This window comes from Oricola cellulosilytica, assembly GCF_019966575.1.
Classification (GTDB): Bacteria; Pseudomonadota; Alphaproteobacteria; order Rhizobiales; family Rhizobiaceae; genus Oricola; species Oricola cellulosilytica.
This window is the reverse complement of the sequence record NZ_JAINFK010000002.1, coordinates 164,376-185,441: the sequence shown is the minus strand read 5'-3', so window position 1 is coordinate 185,441 and position 21,066 is coordinate 164,376. Positions and strand designations below refer to the sequence as shown.

The following is a 21,066-nucleotide window of genomic DNA, read 5'->3' as shown; positions in this document are numbered from 1 at the left end:
CGGTTTGGCGGCACGGGTCAACCACGCCCAAAATTTTCCGTTGACGTTTACGTCCAGGTCATTCTAGTTCGACGGCGCCCGAGGAGGGGCGGGCCGAACATGCGCATTGTGAAGACAATCGTGGTGCTGATCCTGATCGGGGCAGTGGGGCTTGCCGTGTGGCTCGCTATCGCGCCGCCTGATCTCGTTCGCGTCGGCGCCAACTACTCCGCCAAAATCGTTTGCTCCAACGTTTTCATTGCCAGCCGCGACCCGCAGCAGGTGCTGAAAGTCGACGTGCAGGCGCCCGGCCATCCGTTGCTGAGGCTGATGCGCGTGTCGGTCGACCGGGACAGCGGTGAGGTCCATGCGGGGCTCTTCGGCATTTTCGGCGGGGGGGCGGCTCTTTATCGCGAGGGCATCGGATGCGCGACGGTGGCAGACGGCGATTTCGACGCGGCAAGGCTTGATTTCGTTGCAGATGACATCCGCGAGCCGCAGCCTGGCGAATGGCCGGACGGCGATCAGATCGAGACGCCCGACAACATGGACGTCGACGCCGTTCTCAACGATCCGGCTTTGACCGGGCCGGGAATGCGCGCGGTCATCGTCGTCAAGGACGGCCGGATCGTCGCCGAACGCTATGGCGACGGGTTCGACGCCGAAACGCCGCTGCTCGGCTGGTCAATGACCAAGACCGTGACGGCGGTGCTGATCGGGCGGCTGGTCCGTGAGGGGCGGTTGGATATCGCGGGGGCAGGCCTGTTCGATGGCTGGACCGGGAGCCCGCGCGCGGACATCACGGCGGCCGATCTGCTCGGCATGGCGAGTGACCTTGTCTGGAACGAGGGGTACGGCAACGTGTCGGACGTGACGCGGATGCTCTATCTGGAGCCGGACATGGCGGCTTTCGCGGCGGCGCATCCGCTCGACGAGCAGACACTGGGCGGGATCGGCGCCGAATTCCTGTATTCATCCGGCACGACGGTGCTGCTGTCGCGCGTCTGGCAGGACACGTTCGAGGATCCCGCCGAGGCGCTGGCGTGGCCACGCGAAGCGCTCTTCGATCCACTTGGCATGCGCTCCGCCATCCTGGAAACGGACGCGCGCGGCACCTTCGCCGGCTCATCCTACATGTATGCGACCGCGCGCGACTGGGCCCGGTTCGGCCAGTTTCTCGCCCAGCGCGGGGTCTGGGGGGGCCGTTCGCTGCTGCCGGTTGGCTTCGTCGACTGGATGACGGAGCCACATCCCGCTTCGAACGGCGAGTACGGGCGGGGCCATGTCTGGCTGCGCCCGCCCAATGGCGGCTCGGGCGGCGATGACGCGGAGCTGCCGCCCGATGCGTTCTTCATGTCGGGCCATGACGGCCAGTCGGTGACGGTAGTGCCGTCGGAGAATCTGGTGGTCGTGCGGATGGGACTGACGCCCTCCAAGCTGGGCTACAAGGTGAGCTATCTGGTCGACGCGTTGATCGGCGCGCTGGCGGAATAGGCGTCAACCGCTGCGCAGGCCGGTTTCGACCAGCATGCCGCGCCGCTTGGCCTCGTAATAGTAGCCCGACGAATAAAGCCTGACCGCCTTGTCGTGGCTGCCGTCGGCGAGCAGCCATGCGCCGCGCAGGTATTTAACGCCGTATTTGAGGTTGGTCTCGGCGTCGTAGAGATCCGACGCGCCGCCCCTGAACCCCATTGTCCGCGCGGTCGCCGGCTTTAGCTGCATCAGCCCGTAATGGCCGCCGTTGCGCGCCTTCGGATTATAGGTGCTCTCGCGCTTAACGACGCGGTGCACCAGCGCTTCGGGAACCTGATAGACCTGCGCGTATTGCGCGATCAATGCATCGAGCGGACTGACCGGCTCCGCCTGCGGAACCGGCGGCTGGATTGCCGGGACGGGGGGCGTTGTCCCGGTTTTGCAACCGGTCAGTGCCAGGCCGGCGGCAAGCAGACAGGCGGACAGCAGGGGGAGAGAGGTTCTGGTTTGCAATTCGGCTTCCTCGAAAGGTTTTCCCGCCGGTAGAGGCGCATTCAGGCCGAATTCGGGCAGTCCCGAACTACTGGGCGGTGCCATCGAGAATGGCGGCGTGGTCTTTTTCAAGTTCCGTGCGTACCAGTGCGGCGACAAGGCGGGGTAAGTCCGCCTTCGTGACGAGCGCCGCCAGCCCCTGTGCTGACGCCGGAAGCCCGAGCTTTTCGGCCGCCGCGAGCGCCTTGCGGTCGGCAAAGGGAAAGATCTCATCCCAAGCAGCCTGCACCTCGCGGAAGAAGATATCCACGCCGACATCGCCGATGCCCTTGAATTCCTTCAGCAACCTTCGTTCGCCGTCGGGGTCACGGCCCGCCGCTTCGCGAAGCTTGCGCAGGTCGCCCCCGTATTTTTTCTGCATCAGGGAAACTGTCTCGCCGAGCATGCGCGCAGTGCTTTCATCGTAGCGGGCGTAGCCGTGCCTGTTGAGAACCTTCACCCGGTCTTTCCAGGTGCTGGCGGCCATGTGGCCCGCAGTGGTCCATCCGGCGTCGGCGAGCGCATTTGCCGCGCGCATCGCGTTGCCGGAGCCAATGCGCGCACTCATCAACAGGGCCGCACACAGCCAGCGGAAAAGAAACGAGGGCGTGTTCTTCGCCAGGTCCATGCCGAGTTCAGCGGCATAGGTCTTGCCGTGGCATTCGAGCAACGCCCTGACGACATCGGCGTGCTTCGTCGTCATTGCTCACTCCACCTGCGATTGCCCTGCCGCCAAGAGCTCCCTGAAGGGTCGGCCGAAGACCGGATCGGTCCTGGGCGGCGGAACCTGCCTCATCGTCTCCAATACCGTCTCGTCATAACCTTTGCTTTCGCGGATCGTGGAGTAGTTCTCCTGGCCGGGCGGGTTAGGCGCCGCAGATCCGGAATTCATCGCTTTTCCTGATTTGCTTGTGGCCGTAGCCCGGCGGAAGGATCAGCACGTCGCCGGACGCGACTTCGATTTCCTCGCCCTGCGGGCCGCCCAGCATCAGCGTCGCGCCGCCCGATGCGACGGCCAGCGCCTCGAAGGCGTCGGGATGGAAGTGATGATAGTCGAAGACCTGCCATGTCCAAGCGCCGCCCCAGCCGTTCCTGGCGTAGAGTGCGTGGATCGTGGCGGGTTCATTCTTGCCGCCGAGCACGCTCGGCAGGATGATCGCGGGATAAAGGTCATTGTTGGGGATGGCGTCGCCACGGGGCGCAGCGAGCCTGCGGATGTCGATATCGTCGACTGGAAGGCGATTGTCCCTGATGGTCATTGGTCTACCTCATTCGAGCCGCTTCTTCGCTACCTGAGAATTTTCTCCATCGCCTTTCGCTTCGCCAGTTCGTCGACCAGCTTGTCCAGGTAACGAATCTTCTGCACCAGAGGATCCTCGATTTCTTCGACGCGCACGCCGCAGACCACCCCCTTGATAAGGGAGCTTTTCGGATGGAGCCGGGGCGCCTGGCCGAAGAAGCCCTCGAAATCGGTCTCCTCTTCGATTTGCCGTTGCAGTTCCGATTGGCTGTAACCTGTGAGCCAACGTATGATCTGATCGACCTCGTCCTTGCTCCGGTTCTTCCGTTCGGCCTTCTGGACATACAGCGGATAGACGCTTGAGAACTTCATCGCGCTGAGGTTCGTTCTCGACATCGGCGTTTTCCTTGTCTGATCGGTATCCCCTGGGCGTCGCAGTGTTCCAGCCGCTCTAGTATGCCGTCGAGACGGTGGATTTCGATGCGTCCGCATTCGCCACCACCTGCCAAAACCGTACGGCGCAGCAAGACGTCGGACGGCGAGGCGATCACGTGGGGCAAGTTCCAGAGTATTGGCCATCGAGTGCCTCCTGAACACACAACAACCTGTAGCCCGCATTGTTCCCGTCGGGGAACAATGGGCGCACACACCGGTTGTCGCAGCAAAACCCGGAGTCCTACGATGCCTGAAATACTCGAAGTCTTCCTCCGTTCGGTGGTCATCGTCGCTGTGGTGATTGCGCTCGCCCGGTTGAACGGACTGCGTTCGTTTTCAAAGATGTCTGCCTTCGATCTCGTCAACACTGTTGCGGTCGGTTCGATCCTTGCGACGGCGGTGACCGCCACAGGCAAGAGCGTGTTCGTCGGGATCGCGGCGTTGGTGGCCCTATTCGTCACACAAGGTGTCATCGCGCGATTGAGGGGAAAGTTCGGCTTTGTCGTTAAGGTTGTCGATAATGAGCCGCTGATGATCATGGAGGAAGGCGCAATCCTTCACGACAATCTGGATCGTGCCAACCTGACGACGGCCGACCTCTACGCAAAGCTACGCGAGGCCAATGTGCTCGATGTGAGCCGGGTCAGGGCGGTCGTGCTGGAAACCACCGGCGACGTTAGCGTGCTGCATGCAAGCGGCGAGGGGCAAGAAGTCAGTCCGGCGCTGCTGGACGATGTGCGGCGATAAGAGAGTACTGATCCTTCTCTCAGATTTTCTCCAATAGCCGGAGACTACTTCGCCAGATATCCTCCCGGTGTCGGGGTCGTGACGATCACCGCTTCGCCTGCCTTCACCGACGTCTGGTCGCAGTGATGCAGCATTTCCAGTTCGCCGGACAGGCGCCGGATCTCGGTCTTCCCGCACTCGCCATCGCCGCCACCTGCCAGACCGCGCGGCGGCGACTTGCGGTGTGACGACAAAATTGCGCATTCCATGTCCTGCATGAAGCGCAAGGTCCGCCGCGTGCCGTCACCGCCGTGGAACTTGCCCTTGCCGCCGGAGCCGTCGCGGATCGAGAACTCCTCGACCAGGATCGGATAGCGCATCTCAAGGATTTCCGGGTCACTCATGCGCGTATTCGTCATATGCACATGCACCCCCGATGCGCCATTGAAACCGCGCCCGGAGTTCTTCCGTCCTGCGGGCGATCCGGAACAGATCGTCTCGTAATTCTGGTAGCGCGCATTGCCGTAGGTGAGATTGTTCATCGTGCCTTGCGAGTTCGCCAGCGCGCCGAGAGCATAGAGAAGGCAATTGGTGACGTGCTGGCTGGTCTCGGTGTTGCCCGCGACGACCGCCGCCGGATAGACCGGCTTCAGCATCGAGCCGTCCGGGATGACGATGTTGATCGGCCTGAGGCAGCCGGCGTTCATCGGGATGTTGCCCTCGACCATCAGGCGGAAGACATAGAGCACGGCGGCGCGCGCGACCGGCTCCGGCGCGTTGAAATTGTTCTTCTCCATCGGCGAGGTTCCGGTGAAATCGACCGTCGCCTCGCGCTTTTGCTTGTCGACGGTGATCTTCACCTTGATGACCTGGCCGTTGTCGGTCGGATATTCCGCCTCGCAATCGGCAAGCGCATCGATGACGCGACGCACGCTTTCTTCCGCATTGTCCTGCACGTGGTTCATGTAGGCCTGGACCACCGGCAGGGTGAAATGTGCGACCATCTTGCGCAGCTCGGCGACGCCCTTCTCGTTGGCGGCGATCTGGGCGCGCATGTCGGCCAGATTCTGCTGCGCATTGCGGGCGGGCCAGGGGTGATTGGTCATCAACTCGATAAACGCGTCTTCCCTGAGAACGCCGTTTTCGACGAGTTTGAAATTGTCGATCAGAACGCCTTCCTCGTCGACATGGGTGGCCCGCGGGGTGGCCGATCCCGGCGCCATACCACCGACATCGGCGTGGTGGCCGCGCGACGCGGTGAAGAACAGGATGTTCTCCCCGGCGTCGTCGAAAACCGGTGTGACAACCGTGATGTCAGGCAGGTGGGTTCCGCCGTTATAGGGGGCGTTCAGCGCATAGACGTCGCCCGGCTTCATCTCCGGATTCTGGCGAATGATCGATTCCACCGAGCGGTCCATGGAACCGAGATGTACCGGCATGTGCGGCGCGTTGGCGACGAGCGCGCCATCGGCGCCGAAGACCGCGCAGGAGAAATCGAGCCGCTCCTTGATGTTCACCGACGAGGCGGTGTTCTGCAGCGTCACGCCCATCTGTTCGGCGATCGACATGAAGAGGTTGTTGAAAACCTCCAGCATGACCGGATCGGCCTCGGTGCCGATGGCCGCGAGGCGCTCCTTGGCCTCGTGACGGGTCATCAGGATCTGGTTGTGGCCGGTGACTTCTGCCTGCCAGCCCGGTTCGACGACGATGGTCTGATTGTCCTCGACGATGACCGCCGGCCCCTTGATCCGGTCGCCGGTTGCAAGCGGCAATTTCGCGTCGCGGGTTCTAAGCATCAGTCCCGCCTCATGCCACTCACCCCCCGTGAACACGCGCTGGCTGCTGTCCGCCTGACGGTCCTTGGCCACGCCGGGTGCATCGGTTCCGGCTTCGGCATGTCCGGTGATCGCTTCGGTCGCTTCGACGCCGACCGCCTCGACGATCAGCTTTCGTGACGGATCGGTGAAGCCGAACTGGCTCTTGTGGGCGGTCTCGAAGTCGGCTGCTGCCTTCTTCAGATCCTTGCCGTCATAGGGAACTTCGATCGTCGTGTCGGTGCCGTCATAGCGAACGTGGAGGATCGGCTGCGTGTCGATTCCGTCCTTCGCAATCCCCTGTCCCGTCAGTTCGCCGATGGCGTCCGATTTCAGTTCGGCGATGAGGGTTTCGATCGCGGCGCGACTGTCCTCGCCCAGCCTCTCGACCAGCGCATGCTGGCGCGAGGCGTAGGTCTTCGACAGACCGATGCCGTAGGCCGAGAGCAGGCCGGAATACGGGTGGATCAGCACCGCCTTCATGCCGAGCGCGTCGGCGACGAGACAGGCATGCTGGCCGCCGGCACCGCCGAAACAGTTGAGCGCATAACCGGTCACGTCGTAACCGCGCTGCACGGAAATCTTCTTGATCGCGTTCGCCATGTTCTCGACGGCGATGGTGATGAAGCCTTCCGCGACTTCCTCTGGCGAGCGGCCGTCACCGACTTGCTTTGCGAGGGCACCGAATTTCTCACGGACAACGTCCGCGTCGAGTCGCTCGTTCTGGTCCGGACCAAAGATCGCCGGAAAATGCGCCGGATCGAGCTTGCCCGTCATGACGTTCGCGTCGGTGACCGTGAGCGGGCCGCCGCGCCGGTAAGCCGCCGGGCCGGGATTGGCACCGGCCGAATCCGGGCCGACCTGGAAGCGTCCGGCGTCGTAGTGCAGGATCGAGCCGCCGCCGGCCGCGACCGTGTGGATGCGCATCATCGGGGCGCGGATGCGCACGCCCGCGACCTCGGTGTCGAACGCCCGCTCGTAGGCCCCGGCATAATGGGCGACATCGGTCGACGTGCCACCCATGTCGAAGCCGATGACGTTCTCGAACCCCTCCGCCTTAGCCGTCTCGACCATGCCGACCACGCCGCCGGCCGGACCGGACAGGATGGCGTCCTTGCCCTGGAACAGATCGGCCGCGGTCAGCCCGCCGGATGACATCATGAATTGCAGGCGGGTGCCGCCCGGCGTGTCGGTGACGCCGAGTTCGTCCGCGACCTGATCGACATACCGGCGCAGGATCGGCGAGAGATAGGCGTCGACGACCGTGGTGTCTCCGCGCCCGACCAGCTTGGCGAGCGGCGAGACCTTGTGGCTGACGGAGATCTGCGAGAAACCGATGGCTTTCACCGTTTTTTCGGCGGCGAGTTCGTGCGCCGGGAATGCCCAGGCGTGCATGAAGGCGATCGCGACTGCCCTGATGCCGATGTCATGGGCGGCGCGAACTTCGTCCTCGACGGCGGTGAGGTCGATCGCGGTCTCGACCGTGCCGTCGGCGAGCACCCGCTCCGGCACCTCGATCACTCTTTCGTATAGCAATTCCGGCAGGATGATTTCCTTGGCGAAGATGTCCGGCCGCGCCTGGTAGGCGATACGCAGTGCGTCGCGGAAGCCCTTGGTGATCAGCAGCAGGGTGCGGTCGCCCTTGCGCTCCAGCAGCGCGTTGGTGGCGACGGTGGTGCCCATGCGGACCGTGCCGATCCGGCCGGCGGGAACCGGTTCTCCCCTGGCTATGCCCAGCAGGTCGCGGATGCCCTGGACGGCGGCGTCCCGATAGGCTTCCGGGTTTTCCGACAGCAGTTTGTAGGGGTGGATGACGCCCTCGGGATCAACGCCCAGCACGTCGGTGAAGGTACCGCCGCGATCGATCCAGAAATCCCACTTTCCCTGCGCGTCGGCCATGACGATATCCTCCAGGCGATCCGGTGAGCGTGGGCGGACGAATGCCCCGAGGTGCTCTCGTCCGGATACAATGAGGTTTTGTTGACAATTTATCAGTGAAGTGTCAAGTTCTGTTCTGCGGCGGGCGGGTTCGTGCCGCCACCGGGAGACAAGCACACAGGGAGGCCTTCATGGTTCGTGCATTTCGCAGCATTCTGACTGCATCCGCGATTTCCGCAACACTGGGATTTGCCGGAGCCGCATTTGCGGAAACAAAATGGGATATGCCGACGCCGTATGGCGATGCGGTGTTCCACACCCAGAACATCATGCAGTTCGCCGCCGCGGTGAAGGAAGCGACCGGCGGCGAACTGTCCATCACCGTGCATTCGGCCAACTCGCTGTTCGGACACGCGGAGATCAAGGATGCGGTGCGCCGGGGACTTGCGCCGATCGGCGAGATCCTGATTTCTCGAATGGCGAATGAGGACCCGGTCTTCGGCGTCGATTCCATCCCGTTCCTGGCCGCGTCCTACGAAGATGCAGAGAAATTGTGGAAGGCCTCGCGCGAAGACATCGCCGCAAAGCTGGACGAGCAGGGGCTGACGCTTCTGTTCGCCGTGCCGTGGCCGGGTCAGAGCCTGTATGTGAACGAGGAAGTTACCTCGACCGACCAAATGCAGGGCGTGAGCTTTCGCGCCTACAACGCGGCGACCGAGCGCCTCGCGCAGCTGATGGGCGCTGTTCCGACCCAGGTCGAGGCCGGCGACATTCCGACCGCTTTCTCGACCGGGCGCGTTTCCGCGATGATCACGTCGCCATCGACCGGCGCAAGCTCGAAAGCCTGGGATTTCGTGTCGCATTACATCGACACTCAGGCCTGGCTTCCGAAGAACATGGTGATCGTCAACAAGCAGGCCTTCGATGCGCTGCCCGAAGAACAGCAGAAAGCGGTGAGGGACGCCGCGGCCGAGGCTGAGAGCCGGGGCTGGGAGATGTCGGAGGCCGAAACGGCCGAGAAAATCCAGGTCCTGACGGACAACGGCATGCAGGTTTCCGCGCCGTCCGAGACGCTAAAGGAACAGCTCGGCGCGATCGGCCAAACCATGACCGACGAGTGGCTGGCGGAGGCCGGTGACGAGGGTAAGGCGATCGTCGACGCCTATCGCGCCATGTGATTTCAGCGGGTCCGGCACCCTTCCGGGCCCTTTGTACATTATCGCCGGGAGCCAAGATGCGACGTTTTCTGAACGGCCTTTATGCCATCTCGCTCGGGCTTTCGGCCTTGTGTCTCACCTTGATTGCCATCCTCGTTGCTGCGCAGATCGCCGGCCGGGTGGGCGACCGCATCCTGCTGGCGTTCGGGACCGATGCCGTAGGACTGGCAGTGCCCTCGCTCGCGGAGATCGGTGGCTTCCTGTTCGTCGCCGCGTCGACGCTGGCGCTTGCGCCGACGCTGAAATCAGCGAGCCATGTGCGCGTCACGGTGCTCGCCGCTGCGCTCGGCGCGAAAGGTGCGCGCGTGCTCGATTCCGCGATGCTCGCCGGCGCGACCGTTCTTGCCGTGTTTGCGGCCTGGCACTCGACGCTTCAGCTTATCGATTCCTGGAAATTCGGCAGCGTCTCCTACGGGGTTGTGCCGGTGCCGCTCTGGATTCCCCAAGCGGCGATGTCGGCTGGCTTCGTCGTGCTGGCAATAGCGGTCGTGGATGAACTGGTCACGCTGCTGCGCGGAGGCGTGCCGGATTTCCGGCGCGAGGAAGAGGGCAGGGACGCAGTCTCGGGAGCGGTCGAATAATGGCCGTCGAGACGCTCTCGGTTATCCTTCTCGTCGCCCTTTTTGCGTTTCTCGCGACGGGTCTCTGGGTCGGTTTTGCGCTGATGGCGGTCGCCTGGATTGCGATGACTGTCGCAACGTCCGTTCCGCCGGGCACCGTCTTTGCGACGAAGGTCTGGGGCGCGCTCAACATCTGGGACCTGACAGCTCTGCCGATGTTCCTGTGGATGGGCGAAATCCTGTTTCGCTCCAACCTGTCGCGCAACATGTTCGCCGGGCTCGCTCCACTGACGCGAAGGCTTCCGGGCGGCCTGCTGCACGTCAACATTCTTGGCTGCGCGCTGTTTGCCGCCGTTTCAGGTTCCTCCGCCGCGACCACCGCGACGATCGGCCGGATGTCGTTGCCGGAGCTCGAGAAACGCGGATACGACACGCGCATGGCGATCGGCACGCTCGCCGGGTCGGGAACGTTCGGGTTTCTCATCCCGCCTTCGATCATCCTGATCGTCTACGGCGCCGCGACGGAGCAGTCGATCGCGCGGCTTTTTATCGCGGGCATCGTCCCCGGGCTGATGCTGGCTGCGTTGTTCGCCGGATACACCGCGATCTGGGCGATGATGCACCGCGAGCGCATGCCGCAGGCCGACAGCGCGCATGACGAGGCCGGAAAGCTTCGCGCATTCATGGGTCTGGCGCCCACCATCGGGCTGATCATCGCCGTCATCGGATCGATCTATGCCGGGTTGGCCTCGCCCACGGAGGCGGCAGTCATCGGCGTGATCGGCGCGCTGATCCTCGCATCGGCGTCGGGCGAGTTCGGGCGGACCGCTTTCACAGAGAGCCTGCTCCGGGCGACGCGGACCTCCTGCATGATCGCCTTCATTCTGGCGGGCGCCGCTTTCCTGACCGTCGCTATGGGGTTCACCGGCGTTCCCCGTTCGCTGGCCGGCTGGATCGGCGAGCAGGGCTTCTCGCCCTACGTGCTGATCGCCGCACTGGTGATCTTCTTCATCATCCTTGGCTGTTTTCTGGACGGGATCTCGATCGTGGTGCTGACCGTTTCGGTTATCCTGCCGATGGTTCAGGCAGCGGGGATCGACACGATCTGGTTCGGCATCTTCCTGGTTCTGGTGGTGGAGATGAGCCAGATCACGCCGCCCGTCGGCTTCAACCTGTTCGTCCTGCAAAGCGTGACCGGCCGAAACATTTTCGAGATCGCACGCTACGCGGCGCCGTTTTTCGCGCTGATGGTGCTGGCCACCGCCTTGCTGACCGCTTTTCCGGAGATTGCGCTATGGCTACCAAGAACGATGATGGCAAGATGAGCGCGCGCGGCCGCGAGATACTCGAGGGTGTCGGCGCGGTCGTTTCCTCAGCGCATCTGGCGAAGTCGGCGATCCCCGCCATGTCGGAGATCGAATTCGCGCTGACGATGGCCAATCATGCCTTTCATAGGTGGATGGTTCGCTGCATGGCCGCGGCGGGCGCACCCGGTCTGTCGCCGCTTGACGTTCTGATCGCCCACCTTGTGCATCATCGCGAACGGCCGAAGACGCTCTCCGACATCTGTCTCGTCCTGAACATCGAGGACACCCATGTTGTGTCATACGCGATCAAGAAGCTGAAGGCCCAGGAACTGGTGACGACCGGGAGGACCGGAAAGGAAAAGACGGTTGAGATCACTCCAAAGGGCGCGGACGTATGCGAGCGGTACGGCGAAATCCGCGAGGCGCTGCTGATACGCACGGTCGAGCAACTTGGATATGACGGCGAGGACCTGTCGCGCATGGCGGCGCTGCTGAGAACAATCTCCGGAAGCTACGATCAGGCCGCCCGCGCCGCCGCTGCGATGTAGTCGCTACTTCTCGTCCGGGATGTGCGCCGTGTAGCCGCGGCCGACGAGATAGGCGAATGCTCTCTCGACCGATTCAGGTACCGGGTGCTCCGACTGGAAGCCACGCGCCGGATAGGCGTTCATCCGCCAGATATCCCCGACCATCTCGCAAATAAGCGCCTGCATCCCGTGATGCTCTGTCGGCTGCTCACGAAACCGTATCAGCGGCGCTGTAATCATGGCGTCGAGCCGGGCCCATTGGTGCTTCAGAGTCGCTTGGCACCGCCGCTGCGTCTGCGGCTTGGTGGCGATTATCGCCGAGTGGATGGTCGGCAGGATCGCGCGGGCGAAACGGAGGTTTTCGCCGATGTTGGTGGCGCGCTTTTCGAGCAGGACAGCGTCGGCAGGAACCCCTGCCTTCTCGGCGCGCTGAGCGAACGCTTCCGCCTCCGTCATTCCGTAGAGGTCGCGCGTCCAGTTGCCGGCAGAACCGGTGAACAGGATGAAGGGCGCAAAGCCCGCGAGGTACAGTTCCGCGCACCAATCGGCCACCCGCAGGTCGTAACTGCCGAGTCCGATGATTGCGTCGGCCGGCCTCGGCGTGTCGTAAACGCAGTGGAATTCCCACAGCACTTCCGCCGCGCCGAGGTCCTGTTCCGTGATTCTCAATTCTTGGCTCATGCGATACTCAGGCGACCCGCGCCTTGCGTCCCAGCCAGACGGTCAACGCCACCGCGCAGGCGAAAAGGATGGTGCGCACCGTAATCGTCTCGCCAAGCAGCCAGGCCGACAGCGCCACGGTGACGAAGATCTGAAGTAGCTGTATTTGGCCGACTCGCGCAATCCCGCCTTTGGCGAGTCCGGCATTCCAGGCGAAGAAGCCGAGAAACATAGACCCCAGCCCGGTGTAGGCGAAAGCAATGATCGGCTCGATCGCGGCTGCGGCATAGGACCTCTCCCACGTCAGCGCCGCGCCGGCCAGCGACGCCGGAGCCGTGAGGATCAATGCCCAGCATATGACCTCCCATCCTGGCATGATGGCCGACAATCGCGCCGAGATCACATAACCGAGCGAGGCCGAAAGCCCGGCGAGCATCAGCCACCAAACGCCGGCGGAGATCTGGAACTCGCTCCCGCCTGTAACGAACCACACAACAAGCACTGCCCCGAGGAGTGCAGAGAACCAGAATAGTCCCGAGGGCCGTTCGCCGGCGAGAATTGAGGCGAAGACCGCCGTGGCTAGCGGCAATATTCCGAGCACGACGCCGCCATGGCTGGCGCTGACGGTTTGCATGGCCACCGCCATGAAGCCCGGAAAGCCGAAGATCAGCAGCAGGCCGGCAGTAAGCAGCGCCACGACCTCCTTCCGGGGGAATTCCCTCCGCAACGCCAGTACGCAGACTGCCGCTGCCGTTGTCGCCAGTACGGCGCGGCCGAAGGTGATGAACCATGGCGAGAAAGCCTCCAGCGCCAGGACGGTCGCAGGCAGCGTCGCACCGAAAATGACGACGCCCAGAAAGCCGAGCACATAGCCCAGCGGGATATTCTTATTGGGGCCGGACATGATGATCGGGGATTGGCGGAAAAGCGAGGTAGAAGAAAGCGGCGCGGCGCAAACTCGCACCGAATGCCGAAGGGTGCAACCGGACTTACAAATCGGCTGGCGATCCAATAAAAGGGGGCATGTCGATTTGGGTGCGAATCTCGGATTTCGTAGCCGACCGGGCCACGACCGCCCTGTCGGGACTGGTCGAGTCGGTTCGGACAGTTTTTGCAGGTGATCCAGCCACGAGGCGCCGGGTCGCGTTTTCGATTGCCATGATCGCCCTGTCGGCGAAGATGGCAAAGGCGGATGGGATCGTCACTGTCGATGAGGTCGATGCCTTTCGCGAGATTTTCGAGATCCCCGCAGACGACGCGCGCCGCGTCGCAGGACTATACAATCTCGCCAAGCAGGACGTGGCAGGCTACGAGGCATATGCCCGGCAGGTGGCCGGCCTGTGCGGGTCGGGAAAGGCCGATTGTCCGCTTCTGATCGACGTCCTAGACGGCCTGTTTCATATCGCCAAGGCCGACGGCGTCGTCCATGCCAAGGAACTGCATTTCTTAACGGAGGTGGCAGAAATCTTCGGAGTGTCGAGCACCGAGTTCGAGCGGGTCGTGGCTCGACATGTCGACGCCGGACATCGCGATCCGTATCGAATTCTGGGGCTCGATCGCGGCGTTAGCCACGGCGAAGGCCGGCGGCGCTATCTCAAGCTGGTGCGTGACAATCATCCGGACCAGCTGATCGCGCGCGGTTTGCCAGAGGAATTCGTCAAGATCGCTAACGACCGCATCGCCGCGATCAACGATTCCTGGGAACTGATCGAGCCGGAGCTGCGGCGCGGATGAGGGGTGACAGCTTCGTCCCCGATTATCCGAATGCAGATGTCCGCGTCTCTCCGAACACCGGAGAGCGACGAGGCAAGGGGCCGGTCGATATACTGCTGCTGCACTATACCGGGATGAAGGACGGCCCCTCGGCGGAGGATTGGTTGTGCGATCCGCAAAGCGACGTCTCATGCCACTACATCGTCCACGAGGACGGAAGCATCGTGCAGATGGCGCCGGAAAGCCGACGCGCCTGGCATGCGGGCAAAAGCTTCTGGAAGGGCGAGACGGACATCAATTCGCGCTCGATCGGAATTGAGATCGTCAATGGCGGACACGATTTCGGCATGCCGGATTTTCCAGAGGCCCAGATTGCCGCCGTCATCGCGCTCGCCCGCGACGTGTCTCGCCGCAACACGATACAGCAGGAACGAGTGCTGGCGCATTCCGACGTCGCGCCAGGCCGCAAGCTCGACCCGGGTGAAAAGTTTCCCTGGAAAGTACTCGCGGAAGCAGGTGTGGGCCACTGGGTTCCGCCATCGCCAGTCAGTCGAGGCCGGTTTCTCGCGTTGGGCGACCGTGGTCAGCCGGTCGAGGCGCTCCAGTCAATGCTCGCGCTCTATGGCTATGGCACCGACGTGACGGGCGATTTCGATGAAAAGACCGCTACCCGCGTGGCGGCCTTCCAGCGCCATTTTCGACCGAGCCGGGTGGATGGAGTGGCTGATTCTTCAACCATAGAAACACTTCACGGCCTGCTGGCGGCGCTGCCGCGATACGCGGTGTGAAACTTTCCGCATAACGCGAATGTTGCGCCTGCTAACATCATTTGAAGAGCAATGCCGGTTTGGCGCCACTTTCTCCCCCGATCAGGCGGCTTCGAAGAGTAACACCAACAAACGAGTAAACATGCCAAGAAAGTTTCTGCTCAGCACTGCGGTGCTGTTGACGCTGGCGCTCGCCGGCTGCCAAACCACCGCTGATGAAGATGCGACCCTTCTTTCCTACGCGGCAGCGAAAAAGTCGGACGACACCGACCAGAAATCCGAAAAGGCCGGAAAAGACGAGCGGCCCTTTGCATCTATTGTCGCAAAACACGCGAAAGCCAACGGAGTTCCGACCGATCTCGCCCATGCGGTAATTTTTTCGGAAAGCACCTATCGGCCGGGTGCGCGCGGCTCAGCGGGCGAGATAGGGCTGATGCAGCTTAAGCTCGCGACGGCGCGCGGCGTTGGCTACTCCGGTTCGGCTAAGGGGCTCTACGACCCCGAAACAAACATCAAATACGGCATGAAATATCTTGGGGGGGCCTACAAGCTGGCAGGTGGCACGACGTGCGGTACGATCCTACGATACAATGCCGGACATGGCGCCAAGCGGATGAATCCGATTTCGCAGGCCTACTGCAACAAGGTTGCCCGGCTTCTCAACTGATGAACTCCATCGTCAGGCCGGAATAAACTCCCTTTGCGAAAGGCTTTCCTCGGCCAAGGCGGTATCGAGCGCCTGGAAAGGTGCATCCGCCGGCAGAGACGTCAATTTCGACGCCTTGGCCGGCGGAGCCCCACCGCTGCGCCGTCATCATTGCGTCCCCGGTGAGCCGGTCGTTGTTGCCGCTGGAAAAAAGTGCGTCGGCCGCCCGGATAAAACAGCGTAAAGAGAGGAAATGTCCGGATCGAGCACACAGCTGTCCGGCCGACTTGATTCTGCCCTATAGTTTCGGACCATTACACCCTCAAAGCGGCTTCGAATCGTCATCGTCGAAAATTGCAAGGAGGAAACGTCCCCGATGATCCCCCGGAAATGGATTGGCCGCCATCTTGCGGTCTTGGCGATTTCAGCCTTCGGCGTCGCATTCTTCTACTTCAGCCGGTCGGACTGGTCGCCGATGCATCGCTGGAATCGCTCGATCGGCGACATGTCGCTGTTGCTCGTTGCCATGGCGATGGCCTTGGGGCCGTTGTCCCGGCTCTGGCGGCCTTCGGTGCGGGTGATGGCCTACCGCCGTGAACTCGGCATCTATGCCGTGGTACTCGCCTTCATCCACGCCACCATCATTTTGTTCGGCTGGGTCGAACTGGATCTGATGCGGCTGATCGGATTCGAATACCACCCGGCACTGGAACGCTATGTCATGCTTCAGCACGGCTTCGCCTTCGCAAACCTGGTGGGTGTGGTCGCCCTGATATACGGTCTCGTGCTGGCCCTTACCTCCAATGATCTCAGTGTTCGGTGGCTGAGCGAAGGGGTCTGGAAGTTCGTCCAGCGCGGAACCTATGTGCTGTGGTGGCTGTCGGTCCTCCATACCGGGTACTTCCTGTTTCTCCATTTTCTCGATTTCCATCGCCCAACCCCTGCTCCAAACTGGGCACAATGGCCGTTCGTATTCCTCGTGCTTGCCGTTCTCGCGCTGCAGGCAAGTGCATCGGCGGCGACATGGCGGCGCGTTCGCCGGCGCGGGGCTCCAGTGACGACTTGAACCGGGAAACCAGCTGGGCGTCACTTTTCGATCGGCGCATCCGTGCTGTTTTTACCGTCTTCGCGAGAAGCGTGGCGCAACTCTGCCCCTCCACGCGGCGGTTGCCTTGACATCGCCCGCCCTTCCTCCGTCATAATCACCGGGCTGTCGGAAAGATGGCCGGCGAGTCGGGGAGAGAGGGCATGGCGGTAAACATCTTGGTGGCGGACGACCACCCGCTGTTCAGGGACGCCATAAAGTCAGCAATCAGCGCGCCGCTCGGCAATGATCCCAACCCGCCGGTGATCGCGGAAGCCGGTGACTTTGGATCGGCCATGGAGGCGCTCTCGAACACGCCGGAAACCGATCTCGTACTGCTTGATCTTTCCATGCCGGGGTCGAGCGGCCTCTCGGCGCTCGTCGCAGTGCGTGCCGCTTTTCCGGCGGTGCCGGTGATCGTCATCTCTGGCACGGACGACGCGTCAACCGTGCGGCGCTCGATCGAGCTCGGCGCATCCGGTTTCATCTCCAAATCCGCCCGAACCGACGCCATCCGCAAGGGGGTCGCCGACGTGCTGGCGGGCGACATCGCGGTTCCCGAGGACATGGATCTGGGCAGCGAGCAGGATGCCGAGATCGGCGACCTGATCGCCCGTCTAAGGACACTTACGCCGCAACAGGCGCGTGTGCTGGGAATGCTCGGCGAGGGCTTGTTGAACAAGCAGATCGCTTACGAACTTGGCGTCTCGGAGGCGACGATCAAGGCGCACGTGTCGGCGGTGCTGCAGAAGCTGAACGTCGACAGCCGCACCCAAGCGGTAATCCTGCTGTCGAAAATCGGCGCGGACATGCTGCGCGACGAGGAAAACTGACGGTTACTCCGCAGCGACCTTTCCGGGTGACACGCTGGCCAGAAGGGCGCGCAACGCCGCCGGTTTGAGCGGCTTGTTGAGAATGTGGATATCCGATTTCGCTGCAGCCGAGCGGATCTCTGCGGAACGGTCCGCGGTGGCCAGAATGGCGAACATGCCCGGGTCCAGACGCGTGCGCATCGCCGCGATCACGGCGAGACCGTTCTCGCCGCCGTCAAGATGATAGTCGGCGACGATCACGTCCGGCGTTCGTCCGGTTTCGCTGATGCGCTCAAGAAGCGCTTTCTCGTTCGGGGCTGCAACGACGGATGCGCCCCAGCCTTCGAGCAAAACGGTCATTCCCGACAGGATCGTTTCCTCATTGTCGATGCAGGCGACCATCAGCCCGGCAAGGACCCGGCGCGTGACAGCGGAGCGCCCGCCTGGCGTGCGCAATGCCGCCTTCGGCGCGCTGGACCGGGGGATACGCACCACGAACCGCGTGCCACGCGATGGCGCCGACAACATGTCGATCTCGAGGCCCAGCACGCGCGAAATGCGGTCGACGATCGACAATCCGAGGCCAAGCCCGGTCGCGATACGCGCGCCTTCCGAAAGACGCTCGAATTCCCGAAAAACGGTCTTCGCCTTCTTCGACGAAATTCCGATGCCGGTGTCGTGTACGCATATCAGCGCATCGGGCCCGTTGCGCCGCACGCCGACCAGAACCTTTCCGGACCTGGTGTATTTCAGCGCGTTCGAGACGAGGTTCTGGATCAGTCGCCGCAGCAGATTCCGGTCGGATTCGACAACCACGGACGTGGGCACGACAACGAATTCCAGCCCCTTGCCGGCGGCCATCGGCTGGAAGTCGGACTTGATCTGCTGCAGCAATTCGCCAAGCGAGAAGACCGTCGGGTCCGGCGTCATCGCGCCGGCGTCAAGGCGCGAGATGTCGAGGACGGCGCCGATTATGTTCTCGACGGCTTGTAGCGACGAATCGATGCGCTGGGCGATCTCATGTTCGGGCGTGCGGGCGGCCGCGGTTTTCTCGACCAGCGAGGAGGCGTAGAGCCTGGCGGCGTTGAGCGGTTGCGAAATGTCGTGTCCGGCTGCGGCAAGAAACCGGGTTTTGCCGAGGTTCGCTTCTTCGGCCAGCGCCTGCGCGCGCGCCAGTTCGCGGTTGACCTCCGTAAGTTCGGCCGTTCGGGCGCTGACCCGGTGCTCAAGGCCTTCCTTGGCCTTCTGCAGCGCTTCGTCGGCTTCCACCCGCCCGGTGATATCTGTGTAGGTGACAACGATACCGCCGTCGGGCATCGGGTTCGAGCGGATCTCGAGGATACGCCCGCTGTCCTGCAAGGCAAGTTGCCAGGCGCGCTTGAAACCGGTGATGTTGGTGACGACGGTAATAGCCGTCTCTTCGTCGATCTGGCCGTCTGCAATCAGGCGTTCCGCGATCATCTTGACCGGAAAGCCGAACTGCCCGACCTCGCTCGGCAGTCCGAGAAGCGCCCTGAACTGCGTGTTCCAATTGGTGAGGCGAAGATCGCGGTCGAACACTGATATGCCCTGATCCATTTGATTCAGGGCCATCTGCAAGAGGTCGCGGTTCTGCTGCAGCGCCTCGGAGGCATCGTCTAGCAACTGCACGGTCTCGCGCGACGAGGCGCCGTCCTTCTCGAACAACAGCGACAGCACCAGCCGCGCCGACGAAGACCCGACGGCGCTGGCGAGGATTTGCTCAGCATAGCGCACCACCGGAAGATCGGTCGTATGGCGACCGTCGAGCACCCGCCCCTCGCGCTCCTCGAACGCCTGGAAGGCACGTTCGGTGCGTGCCTTGCCGACATACCGGGCGAGGGTGGCCTTCAGGTCGTCAATGGTAATGGTCGTGCGGAACTTGCGGATATTCACGCTTTGCGGGGTGTCGCGGGGCACGAAGGTGATTGCCTGCATGCGCTCCAGCGGGGTTTGCCCGCGTGACAGCGATCCCGCGACCAGTAACGTGACGTTGGCCAGCAGGCTCCAGAAAACGCCGTGGGTGAGCGGCTCCATCTGCGTCCCGAACAATCCTTGCGGCTGCAGGAAGCCGATGCCGAAAATGCCTTCGCGGATGAACTCCGCGTCCTGTCCCAAAAGGGTCGGGAGGAGCAGCGTGTACGCCCACACCCCAAAGCCCGCGCCCATGCCGAGGATCGCGCCTCTCGCATTGGCGCTGCGCCAGAAGAGTCCGATGACGAGCGCCGGCGCAAATTGCGCGACGGCAGCAAATGACAGCAAACCGATCGCCGCGAGCTGGGTGGTGTTCGCAGCGGCCCTGTAATAGGCGAACGCGGCGAACAGCAGGATAAAGATCGAGACCCTGCGAATGTTGAGAATGACGCTTGACCAGTCGCCCGAGGCGGTCCGGAGCCGGTTGGCGAACCGCCACAGAAGCAGCGGCATGACGAGGTCGTTGGAGATCATCACGGCAAGCGCGACGGTTGCGACGATAACCATCGCTGTGGCTGCCGAGAGGCCGCCGGTAAAGGTCAGGAAGGCGAGCCAATCATGTCCGGCCGCCAGCGGCAGGGCGAGCACGTAGGAATCGGGCGAGACCTCGGGCGCGAGATAGAGCATGCCAGAGACCGCGACCGGCAGCACCAGCAGGTTGATCAACACCAGATAGAGCGGAAACAACCAGACGGCGCGACGCAGCTCGACGTCGGCGCGGTTTTCGACCACGGTGACGTGAAACTGTCTCGGCAGCACGAGAATGGCGGCCGCGCTGAGCAGGGTGAGGACCAGCCACGCGCTTCCGGAACTGCCGCTTTCGATCGCCCTCGCGACCCGGCTATCGTTGCGCAACGCTTCGAAGATCGGGCCCGGGCCGTCGAACAGGAAGAAAACGACCGCCGCGGAGACGGTGAGGAAGACAGCGATCTTGACCAGCGATTCCAGCGCGACTGCCAGGATCAACCCGTCCTGATGCTCGGTGGCGTCGGCGTGGCGGGTCCCGAACAGGACGGCGAACGCGCTCAGGAGGAGGGCGACGACCAGCGAAATATCGACCGGAAAGGTGGAATCGTCGTGCTGGAAGACGCCGTAGCTGTCGGCCATCAGCGTGACCGAATCCGAAATCGCCTTCAATTGCAATGCGATATAGGGAACAATTCCAATGACCGCTATGACCGCCGCAAGCGCCGCGACCCAAGCGTTCTTGCCATATCGCGAGGCGAGGAAATCGGCGACCGAGGTGATCTTCTCGGCCTTGGACAGGTGGATGATCCGCTGGACAAGCCTGTAGCCGACCGTGAAGACGAGGATCGGGCCGAGATAGATCGCGAAATATTCGAAACCGCGCTGCGAGGCGACGCCGACCGAACCGAAGAATGTCCAGGAGGTGCAGTAAACGGCCAGACTGAAGGCATAGATGTTCGGTCGCGGGGCTGTACCGCGCCCGTATCTCGACTTTCGGTCACCGTAGGCTGCAACGGCGAACAGCAGCGCCATATAGCCCAGCGCGACAACAATGATCAGGCCGCCTTGCATGGCTCCTCCCCCGAGGTGGAACCATACAAGCAAACCCCGTCAAAACTGTCCAATGATCCAACGTAAAGGCCCATGCGATCCTGAATAGCGGTGGATAGACGGTCGGGAAAGATTGTGTTCTCGAAGTTGACGGGTATTTGATGCGAGTACTTGTTGATCGAACAAC

20 protein-coding genes are annotated in these 21,066 nt (G+C 62.7%); 11 read left to right on the top strand and 9 right to left on the bottom strand.

Annotated elements, in window-relative coordinates:
* Window positions 1-99: 99 nt before the first annotated feature.
* Window positions 100-1,473 (top strand): serine hydrolase domain-containing protein, encoded by a 1,374-nt coding sequence (locus tag LC298_RS05615; RefSeq protein ID WP_131568293.1) that lies wholly within the window; start codon window positions 100-102, stop codon window positions 1,471-1,473.
* A 3-nt stretch (window positions 1,474-1,476) separates the two neighbouring features.
* Here LC298_RS05615 and LC298_RS05610 read toward each other — a convergent pair whose 3' ends face one another.
* The 5 genes from LC298_RS05610 to LC298_RS05590 form a co-directional block, all read right to left on the bottom strand.
* Window positions 1,477-1,965 carry a lytic transglycosylase domain-containing protein gene (locus tag LC298_RS05610; RefSeq protein ID WP_428977543.1) on the bottom strand — a complete coding sequence of 163 codons (489 nt, stop codon included), beginning with the start codon at window positions 1,963-1,965 and terminating at the stop codon, window positions 1,477-1,479.
* A 67-nt stretch (window positions 1,966-2,032) separates the two neighbouring features.
* Window positions 2,033-2,686 (bottom strand): hypothetical protein, encoded by a 654-nt coding sequence (locus tag LC298_RS05605; RefSeq protein ID WP_131568297.1) that lies wholly within the window; start codon window positions 2,684-2,686, stop codon window positions 2,033-2,035.
* Window positions 2,687-2,689: 3 nt separating this feature from the next.
* Window positions 2,690-2,875 (bottom strand): cupin domain-containing protein, encoded by a 186-nt coding sequence (locus LC298_RS05600; protein ID WP_131568299.1) that lies wholly within the window; start codon window positions 2,873-2,875, stop codon window positions 2,690-2,692.
* Window positions 2,850-3,242: a cupin domain-containing protein gene (locus LC298_RS05595; protein WP_131568300.1), complete on the bottom strand. Its 393-nt coding sequence runs from the start codon at window positions 3,240-3,242 to the stop codon at window positions 2,850-2,852. The genes LC298_RS05600 and LC298_RS05595 overlap by 26 nt, the downstream gene beginning before the upstream one ends.
* A 29-nt stretch (window positions 3,243-3,271) precedes the next feature.
* Window positions 3,272-3,619 carry a DUF2200 domain-containing protein gene (locus LC298_RS05590; RefSeq protein ID WP_131568302.1) on the bottom strand — a complete coding sequence of 116 codons (348 nt, stop codon included), beginning with the start codon at window positions 3,617-3,619 and terminating at the stop codon, window positions 3,272-3,274.
* Window positions 3,620-3,904: 285 nt separating this feature from the next.
* Here LC298_RS05590 and LC298_RS05585 point away from each other — a divergent pair, with 285 nt between their 5' ends.
* On the top strand, window positions 3,905-4,405 hold the full coding sequence (locus LC298_RS05585; protein WP_131568308.1) for a DUF421 domain-containing protein: 501 nt from the start codon (window positions 3,905-3,907) through the stop codon (window positions 4,403-4,405).
* Between the two features lie 44 nt (window positions 4,406-4,449).
* Here LC298_RS05585 and LC298_RS05580 read toward each other — a convergent pair whose 3' ends face one another.
* Entirely contained in the window at window positions 4,450-8,097 is a 3,648-nt protein-coding gene (locus tag LC298_RS05580) for a hydantoinase B/oxoprolinase family protein (RefSeq protein ID WP_131568310.1), read from the bottom strand.
* Between the two features lie 170 nt (window positions 8,098-8,267).
* On the opposite strand from LC298_RS05580, the gene LC298_RS05575 reads away from it, so the two are divergent.
* From LC298_RS05575 to LC298_RS05560, 4 genes are read left to right on the top strand one after another with little or no spacing between them, the layout of a single operon-like run.
* A complete protein-coding gene (locus LC298_RS05575; protein WP_131568312.1) occupies window positions 8,268-9,254 on the top strand; it encodes a TRAP transporter substrate-binding protein in 987 nt (328 codons plus the stop codon).
* 56 nt (window positions 9,255-9,310) lie between these two features.
* On the top strand, window positions 9,311-9,874 hold the full coding sequence (locus LC298_RS05570) for a TRAP transporter small permease (protein ID WP_131568314.1): 564 nt from the start codon (window positions 9,311-9,313) through the stop codon (window positions 9,872-9,874).
* Complete coding sequence (locus LC298_RS05565; RefSeq protein ID WP_131568316.1) at window positions 9,874-11,178, top strand: TRAP transporter large permease; 1,305 nt, start codon at window positions 9,874-9,876, stop codon at window positions 11,176-11,178. Before LC298_RS05570 ends, LC298_RS05565 begins: the two co-directional genes overlap by 1 nt.
* A complete protein-coding gene (locus tag LC298_RS05560; RefSeq protein ID WP_223385560.1) occupies window positions 11,148-11,708 on the top strand; it encodes a winged helix DNA-binding protein in 561 nt (186 codons plus the stop codon). The genes LC298_RS05565 and LC298_RS05560 overlap by 31 nt, the downstream gene beginning before the upstream one ends.
* A gap of 3 nt (window positions 11,709-11,711) precedes the next feature.
* Here LC298_RS05560 and LC298_RS05555 read toward each other — a convergent pair whose 3' ends face one another.
* Together LC298_RS05555 and LC298_RS05550 are read right to left on the bottom strand one after the other, a co-directional pair.
* Window positions 11,712-12,368, bottom strand: a complete 657-nt coding sequence (locus LC298_RS05555) for a YdcF family protein (RefSeq protein ID WP_131568318.1) — start codon at window positions 12,366-12,368, stop codon at window positions 11,712-11,714.
* Window positions 12,369-12,375: 7 nt separating this feature from the next.
* Window positions 12,376-13,251 (bottom strand): DMT family transporter, encoded by an 876-nt coding sequence (locus LC298_RS05550; RefSeq protein ID WP_131568320.1) that lies wholly within the window; start codon window positions 13,249-13,251, stop codon window positions 12,376-12,378.
* A 119-nt stretch (window positions 13,252-13,370) separates the two neighbouring features.
* Here LC298_RS05550 and LC298_RS05545 point away from each other — a divergent pair, with 119 nt between their 5' ends.
* From LC298_RS05545 to LC298_RS05525, 5 genes are all read left to right on the top strand, one after another.
* Window positions 13,371-14,081 (top strand): J domain-containing protein, encoded by a 711-nt coding sequence (locus LC298_RS05545; protein ID WP_131568322.1) that lies wholly within the window; start codon window positions 13,371-13,373, stop codon window positions 14,079-14,081.
* Complete coding sequence (locus LC298_RS05540; protein WP_131568324.1) at window positions 14,078-14,848, top strand: N-acetylmuramoyl-L-alanine amidase; 771 nt, start codon at window positions 14,078-14,080, stop codon at window positions 14,846-14,848. The genes LC298_RS05545 and LC298_RS05540 overlap by 4 nt, the downstream gene beginning before the upstream one ends.
* 121 nt (window positions 14,849-14,969) lie before the next feature.
* Window positions 14,970-15,494 carry a lytic transglycosylase domain-containing protein gene (locus LC298_RS05535; protein ID WP_131568326.1) on the top strand — a complete coding sequence of 175 codons (525 nt, stop codon included), beginning with the start codon at window positions 14,970-14,972 and terminating at the stop codon, window positions 15,492-15,494.
* Between the two features lie 355 nt (window positions 15,495-15,849).
* A complete protein-coding gene (locus LC298_RS05530; RefSeq protein ID WP_131568328.1) occupies window positions 15,850-16,539 on the top strand; it encodes a ferric reductase-like transmembrane domain-containing protein in 690 nt (229 codons plus the stop codon).
* 182 nt (window positions 16,540-16,721) lie between these two features.
* Complete coding sequence (locus tag LC298_RS05525; RefSeq protein ID WP_131568330.1) at window positions 16,722-17,390, top strand: response regulator; 669 nt, start codon at window positions 16,722-16,724, stop codon at window positions 17,388-17,390.
* A gap of 3 nt (window positions 17,391-17,393) precedes the next feature.
* Here LC298_RS05525 and LC298_RS05520 read toward each other — a convergent pair whose 3' ends face one another.
* Entirely contained in the window at window positions 17,394-20,900 is a 3,507-nt protein-coding gene (locus LC298_RS05520) for a hybrid sensor histidine kinase/response regulator (RefSeq protein ID WP_131568332.1), read from the bottom strand.
* Window positions 20,901-21,066: the final 166 nt, after the last annotated feature.